This is a genomic window from Duganella zoogloeoides (genome assembly GCF_034479515.1).
Classification (GTDB): Bacteria; Pseudomonadota; Gammaproteobacteria; order Burkholderiales; family Burkholderiaceae_D; genus Rugamonas; species Rugamonas zoogloeoides.
Genome location: NZ_CP140152.1, coordinates 1,975,713 through 1,988,468 on the forward strand (window position 1 = coordinate 1,975,713; position 12,756 = coordinate 1,988,468).

General features: G+C 64.3%; 14 protein-coding genes. 7 read left to right on the plus strand and 7 right to left on the minus strand.

Annotated features, from left to right (window positions below; translation table 11 throughout):
* Positions 1-222 precede the first annotated feature (222 nt).
* From SR858_RS08770 to SR858_RS08795, 6 genes are all read left to right on the plus strand, one after another.
* Positions 223-489: a XapX domain-containing protein gene (locus tag SR858_RS08770; protein ID WP_026637382.1), complete on the plus strand. Its 267-nt coding sequence runs from the start codon at positions 223-225 to the stop codon at positions 487-489.
* Positions 486-2,420: an amidohydrolase gene (locus SR858_RS08775; RefSeq protein ID WP_407654692.1), complete on the plus strand. Its 1,935-nt coding sequence runs from the start codon at positions 486-488 to the stop codon at positions 2,418-2,420. Before SR858_RS08770 ends, SR858_RS08775 begins: the two co-directional genes overlap by 4 nt.
* Positions 2,420-2,821, plus strand: a complete 402-nt coding sequence (locus SR858_RS08780) for a DoxX family protein (RefSeq protein ID WP_019922381.1) — start codon at positions 2,420-2,422, stop codon at positions 2,819-2,821. Before SR858_RS08775 ends, SR858_RS08780 begins: the two co-directional genes overlap by 1 nt.
* 1 nt (position 2,822) lies before the next feature.
* Complete coding sequence (locus SR858_RS08785; protein WP_019922382.1) at positions 2,823-3,479, plus strand: YoaK family protein; 657 nt, start codon at positions 2,823-2,825, stop codon at positions 3,477-3,479.
* 104 nt (positions 3,480-3,583) lie between these two features.
* A complete protein-coding gene (locus SR858_RS08790; protein ID WP_019922383.1) occupies positions 3,584-4,063 on the plus strand; it encodes a VOC family protein in 480 nt (159 codons plus the stop codon).
* A 133-nt stretch (positions 4,064-4,196) separates the two neighbouring features.
* Positions 4,197-6,233, plus strand: coding sequence for a M13 family metallopeptidase (locus SR858_RS08795; protein WP_019922384.1), 2,037 nt, complete (start codon positions 4,197-4,199; stop codon positions 6,231-6,233).
* A gap of 42 nt (positions 6,234-6,275) precedes the next feature.
* Here SR858_RS08795 and SR858_RS08800 read toward each other — a convergent pair whose 3' ends face one another.
* From SR858_RS08800 to SR858_RS08825, 6 genes are all read right to left on the minus strand, one after another.
* A complete protein-coding gene (locus tag SR858_RS08800) occupies positions 6,276-6,674 on the minus strand; it encodes a GFA family protein (protein ID WP_019922385.1) in 399 nt (132 codons plus the stop codon).
* Positions 6,671-7,081 carry a DoxX family protein gene (locus tag SR858_RS08805; protein ID WP_019922386.1) on the minus strand — a complete coding sequence of 137 codons (411 nt, stop codon included), beginning with the start codon at positions 7,079-7,081 and terminating at the stop codon, positions 6,671-6,673. The genes SR858_RS08800 and SR858_RS08805 overlap by 4 nt, the downstream gene beginning before the upstream one ends.
* Positions 7,082-7,203: 122 nt before the next feature.
* A complete protein-coding gene (locus SR858_RS08810) occupies positions 7,204-8,514 on the minus strand; it encodes a type II toxin-antitoxin system HipA family toxin (RefSeq protein ID WP_026637385.1) in 1,311 nt (436 codons plus the stop codon).
* Positions 8,511-8,798, minus strand: a complete 288-nt coding sequence (locus SR858_RS08815) for a helix-turn-helix domain-containing protein (RefSeq protein WP_040377823.1) — start codon at positions 8,796-8,798, stop codon at positions 8,511-8,513. The genes SR858_RS08810 and SR858_RS08815 overlap by 4 nt, the downstream gene beginning before the upstream one ends.
* 73 nt (positions 8,799-8,871) lie before the next feature.
* Positions 8,872-9,948 carry an NAD(P)H-dependent flavin oxidoreductase gene (locus tag SR858_RS08820; protein ID WP_019922389.1) on the minus strand — a complete coding sequence of 359 codons (1,077 nt, stop codon included), beginning with the start codon at positions 9,946-9,948 and terminating at the stop codon, positions 8,872-8,874.
* A 38-nt stretch (positions 9,949-9,986) separates the two neighbouring features.
* The gene (locus SR858_RS08825; RefSeq protein WP_019922390.1) at positions 9,987-10,616 is read right to left on the minus strand and encodes a response regulator; all 630 of its coding nucleotides are present in this window, start codon (positions 10,614-10,616) and stop codon (positions 9,987-9,989) included.
* 145 nt (positions 10,617-10,761) lie between these two features.
* Between SR858_RS08825 and SR858_RS08830 the strand changes: the two genes are divergently transcribed.
* The gene (locus SR858_RS08830) at positions 10,762-11,727 is read left to right on the plus strand and encodes a LysR family transcriptional regulator (protein ID WP_040377883.1); all 966 of its coding nucleotides are present in this window, start codon (positions 10,762-10,764) and stop codon (positions 11,725-11,727) included.
* Between the two features lie 58 nt (positions 11,728-11,785).
* On the opposite strand, the gene SR858_RS08835 is transcribed toward SR858_RS08830, so the two are convergent.
* Entirely contained in the window at positions 11,786-12,751 is a 966-nt protein-coding gene (locus SR858_RS08835) for a tetratricopeptide repeat protein (RefSeq protein WP_019922392.1), read from the minus strand.
* Between the last annotated feature and the right edge of the window lie 5 nt (positions 12,752-12,756).

A 12,756-nucleotide genomic window follows, 5' to 3' on the forward strand; every position in this document is an offset into this window, starting at 1 on the left:
CCCGATCCGGGGGGATCGCCCTCCCTAGATAGGGTGATACGAAAGAGGGAGGGGTGCCGATCACCCGAAAGAGGTAGTAGTAAAGGGTCAATACCAGTGATGGCAAGGCCGGGCCGCGCCCCTACACTGTGCCTCTTGAACTGAAGCGGCGTCCATGTACAAAGACAGGTGTGGCGCTGGCCTTCGGATAGTACAGTTTTGACTTTTAAGGAGTGGCCCGCCATGAGAATGTATGTCATATCGATCGCCACCGGCCTGCTGGTCGGTGTCATCTACGCGCTGTTGAATGTACGTTCGCCGGCGCCGCCAGTGATCGCCTTGCTCGGCCTGGCCGGCATCCTGATCGGCGAACAGATTCCGCCGCTGGTACGCACCTGGCTCAAGCCCGAAGCGACCAAGGTCTCGTGGGTGGAAGACCACGTCAAGCCGCACTGCTTCGGCGAACTGCCGGCCGCCCAAAAATCCGACGACACCAAAAGGAGCGCATGATGTCCCAACCCATTACCAACGCTGTGCCTGACCTGATCCTGCATCGCGGCCTGTTTACCACGCTCGACCGCAGCAACCCGCACGCCGAAGCGGTGGCCATCAAGGACGGCCGCTTTACCCACGTGGGGCGCGCCAACGAAATCATGGCGCTGGCCGGTCCCGACACCCAGGTAATCGACCTGCATGGCAAGCGCGTGCTGCCAGGCCTGATCGACAACCACTGCCACATCATCCGCGGCGGCTTGAACTTCAATCTCGAACTGCGCTGGGACGGCGTGCGCAGCCTGGCCGACGCCATGGGCATGCTCAAGGCGCAAGTGGACATCACTCCCGCGCCGCAATGGGTGCGCGTGGTGGGCGGTTTCACCGAACACCAGTTCATCGAAAAGCGCCTGCCCACCATCGAGGAACTTAATGCCGTGGCGCCAGACACCCCGGTATTCATCCTGCACCTGTACGACCGCGCGCTGCTCAACGGCGCCGCGCTGCGCGCCGTGGGTTATACCAGGGACACCCCGGAACCACCGGGCGGCCAGATCCTGCGCGACGGTTCGGGCAACCCGACCGGCCTGCTGCTGGCCAAGCCGAATGCGGCGATCCTGTATTCCACGCTGGCCAAGGGCCCCAAGCTGCCGCTCGAATACCAGGTCAACTCCACCCGCCACTTCATGCGCGAACTCAATCGCCTCGGCATCACCGGCGTGCTCGATGCCGGCGGCGGTTTCCAGAACTACCCGGACGACTACCAGGTGATCCAGCAGCTGTCGGATGCCAAGCAGCTGACCATCCGCCTCGCCTACAACCTGTTCACGCAAAAGCCGCAAAAGGAAAAGGAAGACTTCCTCAACTGGACCCAGAGCGTGACGTACCAGCAGGGCGACGATTACTTCCGCCATAACGGCGCCGGCGAAATGCTGACCTTCTCGGCGGCCGACTTCGAGGACTTCCGCGAACCGCGTCCCGACATGCCGGACAATATGGAAGACGATCTGGAAGGCGTGGTGCGCATCCTGGCGCAGAACCGCTGGCCATGGCGCATGCACGCCACGTACGACGAAACCATCAGCCGTGCGCTGGATGTGTTCGAGCGCGTGAACCAGGACATTCCCTTGACGGGTCTGAACTGGTTCTTCGACCACGCCGAGACCATCTCCGACCGTTCGATCGACCGTATCGCCGCGCTGGGCGGCGGCGTGGCCGTGCAGCACCGCATGGCCTACCAGGGCGAGTATTTTGTCGAGCGTTACGGCCACGGCGCAGCGGAAGCCACGCCGCCGGTCAAGAAAATCCTCGAAGCCGGCGTCAAGACCTCGGCCGGTACCGACGCCACCCGCGTCGCGTCGTATAACCCATGGGTGTCGCTGTCGTGGCTCATCACCGGCAAAACCGTGAGCGGCATGCAGCTGTACCCGCGCGCCAACTGCCTGGACCGCGAAACCGCGCTGCGCATGTGGACCGAGAACACCACCTGGTTCTCGAATGAAGAAGGCAAGAAGGGCCGCATCGAAGCGGGCCAGCTGGCCGACCTGATCGTGCCGGACAAGGATTTTTATGCGTGCGCCGAGAGCGAGATCACCGACATGACGTCCGAGCTGACCGTGGTCGGCGGCAAGATCGTCTATGCGGCCGGCCGCTTTGCCGCCCTCGACACGCCACCGCCACCGGCCATGCCCGACTGGTCGCCGGTGCGCCGTTTCGGCGGCTACGCCGGCTGGGGCGAGCAGATCGGCAATAACCGCGCGGCGTTGCAAGAGCTGGAAAAACGCAAGCAGCAGCAAGCGCAATTGCGCGCCCAGGCGGCGTCGTGCGGCTGCGCCAACGAGTGCAATGTCCACGGCCACCAGCATGCGTCGGCATGGGCCAGCAAGCTGCCTACCACCGACCTCAAGAGTTTCTGGGGCGCGCTGGGCTGCGCCTGCTGGGCGGTGTGATGGTGCCGGCTTTCCTGCGCGCCCCGTGGGTGCGCTGGGTCTGCCTGTTGCTGCTGTGCTCGGCGTATCTGCAGGGCGGCTTCAACAAGCTCACCGACTTCAACTCGGCCATCGCCGAAATGCAGCACTTCGGCGTGGCGCCGGCGGCGCCGATGGCGGCGCTGGTGATCATTGGCGAGCTCGGTGCTTCGCTGATGATACTGGCCGGGTTTTACCGCTGGCTGGGCGCAGGCTACCTGGCGGTGTTTACCGTCATGGCCACGCTGATGGCCAACCGGTTCTGGGAGATGTCGGGCCCGGAACGTTTTTCAGCCGCCAACGGCTTCTTCGAGCATCTCGGCCTGGCAGGCGCGTTCCTGCTGGTGGCGTGGCTCGATCTACAAGATGTAAACAAGGAATAGTATGGAACGAGGAAATATCAAGCAAGGCATCTCGCTGGCGTTCTTGGGCGGGTATGTCGATACGCTGGGCTTTATTGCGCTGTTCGGCCTGTTCACGGCCCACGTCACGGGCAACTTTGTGCTGATCGGCCGTGCGCTGGTGGAGCCGGCGCACGAGCTGATTCCGAAACTGCTGGTGTTCCCGGTGTTCATCCTGTTCGTGGCCATTTCGCGCATGCTGATCCTGCACTGGGAGCGCAGCAACAGCCCGGCGCTGCGCAACAGCTATCTGCTGCAACTGTTCCTGCTGCTGGCCACCATCGTCTGCGCGTACATCGCCTCGCCGATGGCCAATGCCCATCAACCGTTGAGCCTGCTCACCGGCATGATCTGCGCCGGCGCCATGGCCACGCAAAACGCCTACGGCAAGCTGCTGCTTGGTAAATCAGCGGCCACCACGGTGATGACCGGTAACGTCACCCAGCTGGTGATCGAGCTGACCGACTCGCTGCGCGGCGATCCGCAGGCCATTGGCCGCTGCAAGGTGCTGGTGTGGCCGGTGGTGGCGTTTGCCGCCGGCTGTATCCTGGGCGCTTATGCCTACATCGGGTTCGGCTTTGCCGGCTTGCTGGTGCCGTGCGTGGTGCTGGCGTGCATGGCGGTGGCCACCAAGGATTGAGTCTCTTGTGACGTGCTTCAGGCCGCGCCGCTTTCGAGCCGCGCGGCTTTTTTTTCGCGGCGGGCGTAGTATCTTCAGTCTCGCCAACCTTCCCGAGGAGAGTGATGATGGCTAAAAATACCATTTGCCTGTGGTACGACCGCGACGCCCTGCAGGCTGCCAACTTCTATGCCAGCGTATTTCCCGGCAGCGCAGTCGGTGCGGTGCACCTGGCCCCCGCCGACTACCCCAGCGGCAAGGCCGGCGACGTGCTCACGGTGGAATTTACCGTGTGCGGCGTGGCTTGCATCGGCCTCAACGGTGGCGATACCTTCCACCACAGCGAAGCGTTTTCCTTCCAGATCGCCACCGACGACCAGGACGAAACCGACCGCTACTGGAACGCCATCATCGACAACGGCGGCATGGCCAGCGCCTGCGGCTGGTGCAAGGACCGCTGGGGCCTGTCCTGGCAAATCACGCCGCGCGTGCTCACCGAGGCGATGGCGCAGGGGGGAGAAGTTGCGCAGCGCGCCTTCCAGGCCATGATGACGATGCAGAAAATCGACGTGGCCACGATAACGGCGGCCGTGGCCGGCGCCTAGTTTTCGACGCGTTTGTATATGGACTGATACATATCGGCGCTGTTTTAGATATTGCCCGAAAGGTATAATCTTTTGTCACACCGCCGGTGTTACCGATACTGGCGTGCCTCCGATCATACCTAGAAGGAATCTCGTGTACCGTACGCTGATCAGCGCCGCCTGCTGCGCCTTGCTTGCCTTGTCTTCCCCCTCGTTGCACGCCGAAACGGCTGCGCCGGTCTCCGGCATCGACCTGAAAACCCTCGACCCTGCCGTCAGTCCCAAGGTCGATTTCTATGGCTACGTCAACGGCGTGTGGGCCCGCAATACCGAGATCCCGGCCGATAAATCGACCTGGGGCACCTACATCGAGCTGCGCGAAATCGCCCAGCGCCAGTTGCGCGCGCTGATGGACGATGCCGTCAAGCATCCCGGCAAGGCCGGCAGCGACACCCATAAAATCGCCGACCTGTACACCAGCTACCTGAACGAAAAGGCGCGCAACGCGGCCGGCTTCAAGCCGCTCAAGGCCGAGCTGGCCAGCGTGGCTGCCATCAAGGACAAGCAGGACTTGCCGGCATTGTTCGCAGCGCTGCAACGCAGCGGCATCCAGACGCCGTTCTCGGCCGGCGTGGCGCCCGATGCGCAAAATCCCGAGCGCTACACCATCAATATCAGCCAGTCCGGCCTGGGCCTGCCCGACCGCGACTACTACCTGAAGGACGACGACGCCAAGCTCAAGGGCGTGCGCGACAAGTACCTCAAGCATATCGAAACCATGCTGACCATGAGCGGCGACAAGCAGGCCGCCGCCCATGCCGCCCAGGTGCTCGACATCGAGACCCGCCTGGCCGCCGTGCAATGGACCCGCGTGCAGATGCGCGATCCGGTCAAATCGTACAACCGCGTGGACTTCGACCAGTTCGCCGCGCTGGCGCCGGGCTTCGACTGGAACGCGTACTTTGCTGCCGCCGGCTACGCAGGCAAGGAGACTTCGGCCGTGGTGCGCCAACCGAGCTTCCTGAAAGGCTATTCCGAGACCCTGGCTGCCGTGCCGCTCGACGCCTGGAAGAGCTACCTGAACTGGCGCATCATCGAAAGCTACGCGTCGTACCTGGACAGCGCGGCAGTCAAGGAGCGCTTCGCTTTCGAGGGCACGACCCTGCGCGGCGTGCCGCAAAGCGAACCGCTGTGGCAACTGGCGCTCAAATTCACCGACGGCGCGCTCGGTGATGCGGTGGGCAAGAAATACGTGGCGATGTACCTGCCGCCGGAAACCCGTCCGCGCGTGATGGCCATGTTCGACAATTTCGTCGCATCGTTCAAGGACGGTATCGAACACCTGGACTGGATGAGCGCCGAGACCAAGAAGGAAGCGCAGCTCAAGCTGGCCGCCCTGAAACCGAAGATCGCCTATCCGGACCAATGGCGTGACTACAGCGCCATGAAAACCCAGCCGAAGGACCTGGTCGCCAACGTGCGCGCCGCGCGTGCCTGGAGCCGCCAGTACAACCTCGACAAACTCGGTAAGCCGGTGGATCGCGACGAATGGTCGATGACGCCGCAAACCGTCAACGCCAGCTACAGCCCGGCGCTCAATTCGATCACGATTCCGGCCGCCATCCTGCAACCGCCGTTCTTCAATGTGAAGGCGGAAGATGCCGTGAACTACGGCCTGCTGGGCATCACTTTCGGCCACGAGATCAGCCACGCCTTCGACGACTCCGGCAGCCAGTACGACGCCCGCGGCCGCCTGCGCAACTGGTGGACAGTGGAAGACCGCACCGCCTTCAAGGCCCGCGCCGCCGGCCTGGTCAAGCAGTATGGCGCCTACAGCCCGGTGCCGGGCTACCACATCAACGGCGAACTGACGCTGGGTGAAAACATCGGCGACAACTCCGGACTGTCGCTCACCTACAAGGCGTACCAGCGTTCGCTGGGCGGCAAGCCGTCGCCGGTACTCGACGGCCTGACCGGCGAGCAGCGCCTGTACATCGGCTTCGCCCAGAAATGGCGCGCCAAGCTGCGTCCCGAAGCGGCGATCGCCCAGATCAAGAGCGACCCGCACTCGCCGGGCGAATTCCGCGCCAAGGGCACGGTCATGAACCAGCCGGGCTTCTACGAAGCGTTCGACATCAAGCCCGGCGATCCGATGTACCTGCCGCCGGACCAACGCGTGATCATGTGGTGATGACGGAATAGGGCAGGGCCATCTTCGACCGACGCCTGTCGGTCAAAGGTGGCGTACCTGCGCCGGTGGCGTGTCCCAGTTGTCGTTCTTGCCGTCCAGGTAGGTGATCGGCGCGTTGGCAAGTTCTTTGGCTGTGACATCATCGAGGCATGACAGGTTGACCGCGTAGAACTCGCCCCAGCGCGGCGAGCGGCCGATGCCGAAGGCGTGCACGCCGCAGTGCTTGCAGAACAGGTGTTGATCGGTTTTGGTCAGAAACTGGTAGTTGCTCAGCTCTGCCGCGCCCGAGAGCAGTCGAAACGCCGCCGGCTGCACGATCGCCGGCCAGAACCGCATTTTCGAACAGATCGAGCAGTTGCACTTGATGGTGCCTGCGCCAAGGTCGATATCCGCCTCGAACCGCACCGCGCCGCAATGGCAGCTGCCATGGTAAGTTTTCAATCGTCCTCCACTGCCGCGTTGCCGCGTGGCTTCCACGTACTCCATACGATCAACGCCAGCAACGCCATCTGGACCGGCAGGCGCAGCCACAGCGCCCATAGCGGCACGTTGAACAACTCGGGCTGTTGCAGCATATAGATGTGGGCGGGCGTCACCGCCAGGGTCAGCAGGAAAAGGCCGATGCCTGCGGCCCTGCGCAGCGACGGCACCAGGATGCCCGCCGCGCCGAGCAATTCGAACACGCCGCTCACCAGCACTGCCGCCACCGGCCATGGAATATATGGCGGCACGATGGTCGCTTCCAGGTCGGTGGCAGCAAAGTGCGCGATGCCGCCGATGAAAAACCAGAGGAAGACGATCGCCAGGCCGATTATTTGCGGTCGAGACATCTGCTGCGCGTGTTTCATCAATTAATTCCCTGTAAGCTTGACTGCGGCCATGGTGGCGCCAGCCTCCCACGGTATCGGAAAATATTGCCGGCGCGTACCGTTCGCTCACCGCCTTCGTGAATCCCGCAGGCAGGCATTGGTCAGGTCCCGGCCCCGCCAGCGAGTGGCAGCGTTCTGAGCCTGTTCTCGATCGCGGCACGCACCGCATCCGGCACGTCCATCTTCAACATCGCACTTGGCCAAAGGTCCCTGGCCAGCATGACCGTGTGCGCCACCGCCGCTTTCGCAATCCGCTCGGATATGCCCGCCTGCCTGGCGACCGTGGCATAAGTGTCGAGCGTCTCTTGCCGTTGCAATTTGTCGATGGCGACACTGGTGGCGAAGCCCTGGAAGCCCGGCAATGCCGCCACACAGACGATGTCGTAAGCCGGGGACAGCGCGGGGCGCACGCCATCGCGGTAGAGCACGCTGAAGTTTTTCAGGTGGGCGTCCGAGTTGCCGAGCAGCGTGTTGACGGCTTGCCGGATGAAAAACTGACGCACATCGTCGATGCCGTTCGCACCGAGTCGGTCCAGTACCTGCAGGAATTTGACAAACTGTTTTGCGCCGGAATATTTTTGGCCGGGCATCAGCGTCAGCAACTGGCACGCGTCTTCCATGTGTATTGCGCCGCCAGCGCTGCGGTCGAACCGGTCCACCGCCAGGAAGCGCGTTTCGGCACCCAGTGCGGTAACCAGCTCCGGGTAATCCGCCATGGTGCTCATGGAGGCGGGGCGGCACTGTGCGACGTTCACCCCGGCCAAGCCAGCCAACTGCATGCACGCATATTCATTCATGACTTGCGAGTCGTTGCCGGCTGCCGGCAGTTTGGCGATCAGGTCCGACAACTCGCCTTTAACGGGCATGCAGTAGCGTTTTCCGTCCCGCGCACGCGATAGCGCCAGCTTGTCCTGCACGCCCGATAACGATGCTGCGCCCTCGGCAGCCTGCTCGGGCACCGCGATCTCGAGATTGTCTGCGCCGCCGGTGACGCCATTTGCGCGCGCCACAGCCGTCAGCTTGTCGAGGTCGGCTGGCACGACGGTCACGGCGCCCGGCAGGTCTTCACCAGCGGCGGCCAGGATGCCGAAATCATCGATGTCACGGTTGCTCTTGCGCGTGGCGGCCAGGCGGCGACGCAGCGATCCCTCAGGCAGCAGTCCGGCGAAGAAAGGCGGTAGTTCGCCACGCTCGCGGTACGCGGCCGGGTCGAAATAATTCTTCATGATGGCCTGCGTAATCTGCTCGGCACCGGGGATCGTCAGGGACAGCGACAGCGTGGCGCGCCGGTTCTCTGCCAGGTATTGCTCGGTAGCGATGAAGCGCGTTACCCTTCCTGCTTCGCACAACCAGCCCACGTGCTGGCCGTGCAGCCGCACTTCCAGGTAACGTGGACTCAACGGATGACTCATGGAGTGCTCGCGAGGAACCGGTCCACCGATGAGGGCACATCGTCCGGGCCGATGGCTTTACCGGACAACAGACGTTCCACCTCGGGTAGCAGATGCTTGGGGATCACGACAACGCTTGCCTCCATGGCATTCGCCAGCGCTTCGATGGTGCCTAACCGCGCATCGACCTTTCCACCTAAAACGTTGCTGACCTGGGGCACGCTCATGCCGGTCAAAGTCGCAAGATATTGCAAGGTTTTTCCTTGGGCGTTGCGGCGCTGTTGAAGTTGTTGAAAAATGGTCATCTTATGCTTTCGTATAAATGCATAGATGATTTTACGTTAAAACATAAGTCGAAGCGCGCATGTGGAGGTGTCTTCAGCGTGACCGCACCACCTCATCGACTTCGGCCATCAACACCCGCACCAGCTCTGCCGCCGGCATTTCCCGGACCAGCGGCGCGCCTTGCCCGGCCCAGTGCGCGGCGAATTCGTGGTTGCCGGCCTTGCTGGCTGCGCCATGCAACTGCTTGCCCGCGTCGTACGCGACCGGGTAGTCGGCTGCCGGTGGTGCGCCGGCGGCTTCGCCGTGTACGATCAGCTGGTTCATCATGCCCCGGGCCAGGCGGCCCGAGATGGCAGCGGTAAGCCGGGTGGAACCGGCGCGGTCGCTTTGCAGCATGGCGCGGTAGCCGGCGTTGGCGGCCGACTCCGGGCAGAGCAGGAAGGCGGTGCCCAGCTGGGCGCCCGCAGCGCCCAGGTCCAGCGCGGCCTGGATGCCGGCGCCGTCCATGATGCCGCCGGCGGCGATCACGGGCAACTGCGTGTGTTTTGCCAGCAGGCGCACCAGCACCGAGGTGCTCAGCCTTTCATCGGGCGCTTCGGTATCGAACACGCCCCGGTGGCCGCCCGCTTCCACGCCTTGGGCGACGATGGCGTCGATGCCGGTTTGCCCGATGCGCCGCGCTTCGTCGAGGCTGGTGGCCGTGGCCATGGTGCGGATGCCCGCAGCGCGCAGCGCCGCCAGCCACTCGGCGCGCGGCAGGCCGAAGTGGAAACTCACCACCGCCGGCCGCAGTTCGAGCAGCAACTGGAACGCTTCTTCGTCCTCGATGAAGGTCTTGTAAATCTCGTCCAGCACGGCGGGCGGTTCGATGCCGGCCTGGGCGAACAGCGGCGCCAGGTACGCGATCCATGCCGCTTCGCGCTGCGCGTCGCGCCTGGCCGGTGGGTGGCAGAAAACATTGACGTTGATCGGGCCGGCGGTGAGCGCTTGCGTTTCTTCGATCAGCTTGCGCGACTGCGCCACGGTGGCCGCGCCGATGGCCAGCGAGCCGAGGGCGCCGGCGTCGGTCACCGCTGCCGCCATCGCCGGGGTGGAGAAGGCCGCCATGGGCGCGGCGACCAGGGGATGGCGTAAGCCGAGCTGGGTGAAAAACGGGTGGACTGCTGCCATGGTGCCGCCTTCTGACGAGTGGGGGGGAGATGTTTCCCCTAGATCGTAATGATCCCACGTTTGAGCGCGATCGTCACCGCGTGCGTGCGGTCGTTGGCGGCCAGCTTGGACAGCACGTTTTTCATGTGCGCCTTGACCGTCTCTTCGGAGATCGACAGGTGCTCGGCGATGCGGCGGTTGGAGTTGCCGCTGGCGGCGTGGTTCAGCACTTCCATCTCGCGCGGGCTCAGCGGCCCCTGGCCCATGTGCTGCGCCAGTTCCATGGCGATTTCGGGCGGAATCCGGCGCTGGCCGATGTGCACACCGCGCACGGTGTCGAGCAGTTCGCGGCGCAGGGTGCTTTTCAGCAGGAAACCGGCCGCGCCGGCCTGCACCGCGCGCAGGATCTGGGCATCGCCCTTGTAGGTGGTGAGCATGATCACGCGCGCGTCGCTGTGTTCACCCCGGATGCGCTGCAACGCGGTCACGCCATCGAGCTCCGGCATGGCGATATCCATGATGGTGACATCGGGACGCAGCTCCTGGTAGCGGTCGATGGCTTCGCGGCCGTTGCTTGCTTCGCCTGCCAGGCGCATGTCGTCCTGGCTGGAAATGGCTTCGCCCAGACCGGCCCGCAACAGCGGGTGGTCATCGACAACGAGGACGGATATGGGGCGTGGAGCTTCCATGCTGTAACGAGTGTTGTATTCCAAATTTACTTTTCTGAGTCTGTATTGTGCGTTGCAGCTGCAAAGTATGCATTCTCTGAAAGAATGGCACAATAGCCAGACCTGCAAATGACCTTTGCACTATCTGCAAACCTTGGAGACCATCTTGATCGATACCTTGCATTGCCTGCTGGCCGTGGTGGAGCACCGCAGCCTCTCGCGCGCAGCCACGCAACTGGAAATGTCGGTGTCGTCGGTATCGCGCAAGCTCGACGCGCTCGAGGCGCAACTGGGCGCGCGCCTGCTAGTACGCGGCGCGCGCCAGGTGGCGCTGACCGACGCTGGCGAACGCTTCCTCCCGCGCGCGCGCAATATGCTGGCCGAACTGGCCGAAGGCATGGCGGCGGTGCAGGACCTGGACCGCGAGCCGCGCGGCGTGTTGACGGTCACCGCCCCCGCCGGCTTTTCGCGCCTGCATGCGGCGCCGGCCATCGCCAGCTTCCTGGCCCGGTATCCGTCGCTGGAAGTGGAGCTGCTGGTGGGGGACAGCGTGGTGGACCTGGCCGAACAGCGCGTCGATGTGGCGATCCGCGCCGGCGTGGCCCCCAGTGGCGAACTGGTGGCCACCCGGCTGGCGCCCCAGCACCGCGTGGTGAGCGCCAGCCCGGCCTACCTGGAATGCCATGGCTGGCCGGCCTCGCCGGCGTCGCTGGTACAGCACCAGTGCCTGACCATGGTGGGCAAGTCGCCGCGTGCCTGGTGGCGCTTCGAAGGCGTCAATCAGAACCAGCCCTTGCCGGTCAAAGCAGCCTTCCGCTGCGACGATACCGACACGCTGCTGCATGCGGCGCTGGCCGGTGCCGGCATCGTCCACCTGGCCAACTGGATGGTAAGTGACGCCATTGTCGCTGGTACCCTGGTGCCGGTGTTCCCGATGGCGCCACTGGCGCGCACTCCGGCTGCGCGCCACGACCCGGCCGAATCGGCGATCCACGCGGTACACATGCCGGGACGCTCCAGTCACGCCAAGGCGCAGCTGTTGATCGGTCACTTGAAGGAGTTCTTCGGCGATCCGCCGTATTGGGATGTAGCGATGGAGAAGGCAGGGGCGGCCAAGCGGCGCGCCCCGTAAATTCAGTCAGAGCCAGCCTTCGCAGCAAGGTGCTGCGGCGAAGGTGATGCCAAGCGCTCTAATTCCAGTCATCGCCGCCGGCGGCGCCGCCCCCGGCATCGTCCCAGCCGCCACTGACGCCGAAGTCGGTGCCGCCCATGTCGTCGTTCTGGACGATGCTGCTGCGGGTGGGGTCTTCGTAAATAATGTCGCTGCGGCCGCCGTCGGTGGCAGCGCTGTCGGTGGCGCCGTGGTTACCGCTCATGTTGCGGGCAATCGCCTCGGCCGCCATGAAGCCCGCGCCGACTGCCGCACCGGTGGCCAGGCCGCCCATGATGCGCGAGCCCATGCCCGGACCCTGCTGCGGGTAGCCTTGTTGGGGATAGCCCTGCTGCGGATAACCCTGCTGCGGGTAGCCGCCACCGGGTGGATAGCCCGGAGGAGGCGGGGTGCCGGGATTGTATCCGGGGTTGAAGCCGCCGTTACCACCCATGCCGCCACCTTGCTGCTGCTGGCGATTGCGCATGAAGCGCGTTGCCACGAAGATGAACGCCACCAGCACCCCACCCATCAGCAGCACGCTGCCCCAGGGGATGCCGGCAGAGGCTTGCGGCGCCTCGGCACGGTTGGCGTAGCCGCCGCTGTCACGGCCGGCGCGGTTGGCCGGCGCTTGCTGGTTGTAGTTGGGGGCAGCATTGCCCGCCGCGCCGCTCTCGCCCTGGGCGATCAGCGTTTTCAGGTTGGCGACCGAGGTGGCATTCACCTTGGGCAGGCCGGGCGCCAGCCGCTCGGCCGTAGCGAGCGACCGCTGGGCGGCGGCAAACTTGCCCTGCTTGGCCAGCAGTTCGGCTTCGACAAAGTGCGCCTGCGAGCTGTTCGGATGCTCCTTGAGCACTTGGTCCATCATGGCCTGGGCTTCGGCAAACTTGCCTGCCTCGGCCGCGACGTAGACCTCGTGCACGGTGGGCGATGCGGCAAACACGGGCGCCGACAGTGCCAGCGCCCCAGCCAGCATCAGGCGGGTGGCGACAGATTTTGCATTCATGGTGT

Bases quoted from the DNA above. Each gene is read 5' to 3' on its own strand.
- SR858_RS08770 (WP_026637382.1), top strand. From the start codon at position 223: ATGAGAATGTATGTCATATCGATCGCCACCGGCCTGCTGGTCGGTGTC.
- SR858_RS08775 (WP_407654692.1), top strand. From the start codon at position 486: ATGATGTCCCAACCCATTACCAACGCTGTGCCTGACCTGATCCTGCAT.
- SR858_RS08780 (WP_019922381.1), top strand. From the start codon at position 2,420: ATGGTGCCGGCTTTCCTGCGCGCCCCGTGGGTGCGCTGGGTCTGCCTG.
- SR858_RS08785 (WP_019922382.1), top strand. From the start codon at position 2,823: ATGGAACGAGGAAATATCAAGCAAGGCATCTCGCTGGCGTTCTTGGGC.
- SR858_RS08790 (WP_019922383.1), top strand. From the start codon at position 3,584: ATGATGGCTAAAAATACCATTTGCCTGTGGTACGACCGCGACGCCCTG.
- SR858_RS08805 (WP_019922386.1), bottom strand. From the start codon at position 7,081: ATGAAACACGCGCAGCAGATGTCTCGACCGCAAATAATCGGCCTGGCG.
- SR858_RS08810 (WP_026637385.1), bottom strand. From the start codon at position 8,514: ATGAGTCATCCGTTGAGTCCACGTTACCTGGAAGTGCGGCTGCACGGC.
- SR858_RS08815 (WP_040377823.1), bottom strand. From the start codon at position 8,798: ATGACCATTTTTCAACAACTTCAACAGCGCCGCAACGCCCAAGGAAAA.
- SR858_RS08820 (WP_019922389.1), bottom strand. From the start codon at position 9,948: ATGGCAGCAGTCCACCCGTTTTTCACCCAGCTCGGCTTACGCCATCCC.
- SR858_RS08825 (WP_019922390.1), bottom strand. From the start codon at position 10,616: ATGGAAGCTCCACGCCCCATATCCGTCCTCGTTGTCGATGACCACCCG.
- SR858_RS08835 (WP_019922392.1), bottom strand. From the start codon at position 12,751: ATGAATGCAAAATCTGTCGCCACCCGCCTGATGCTGGCTGGGGCGCTG.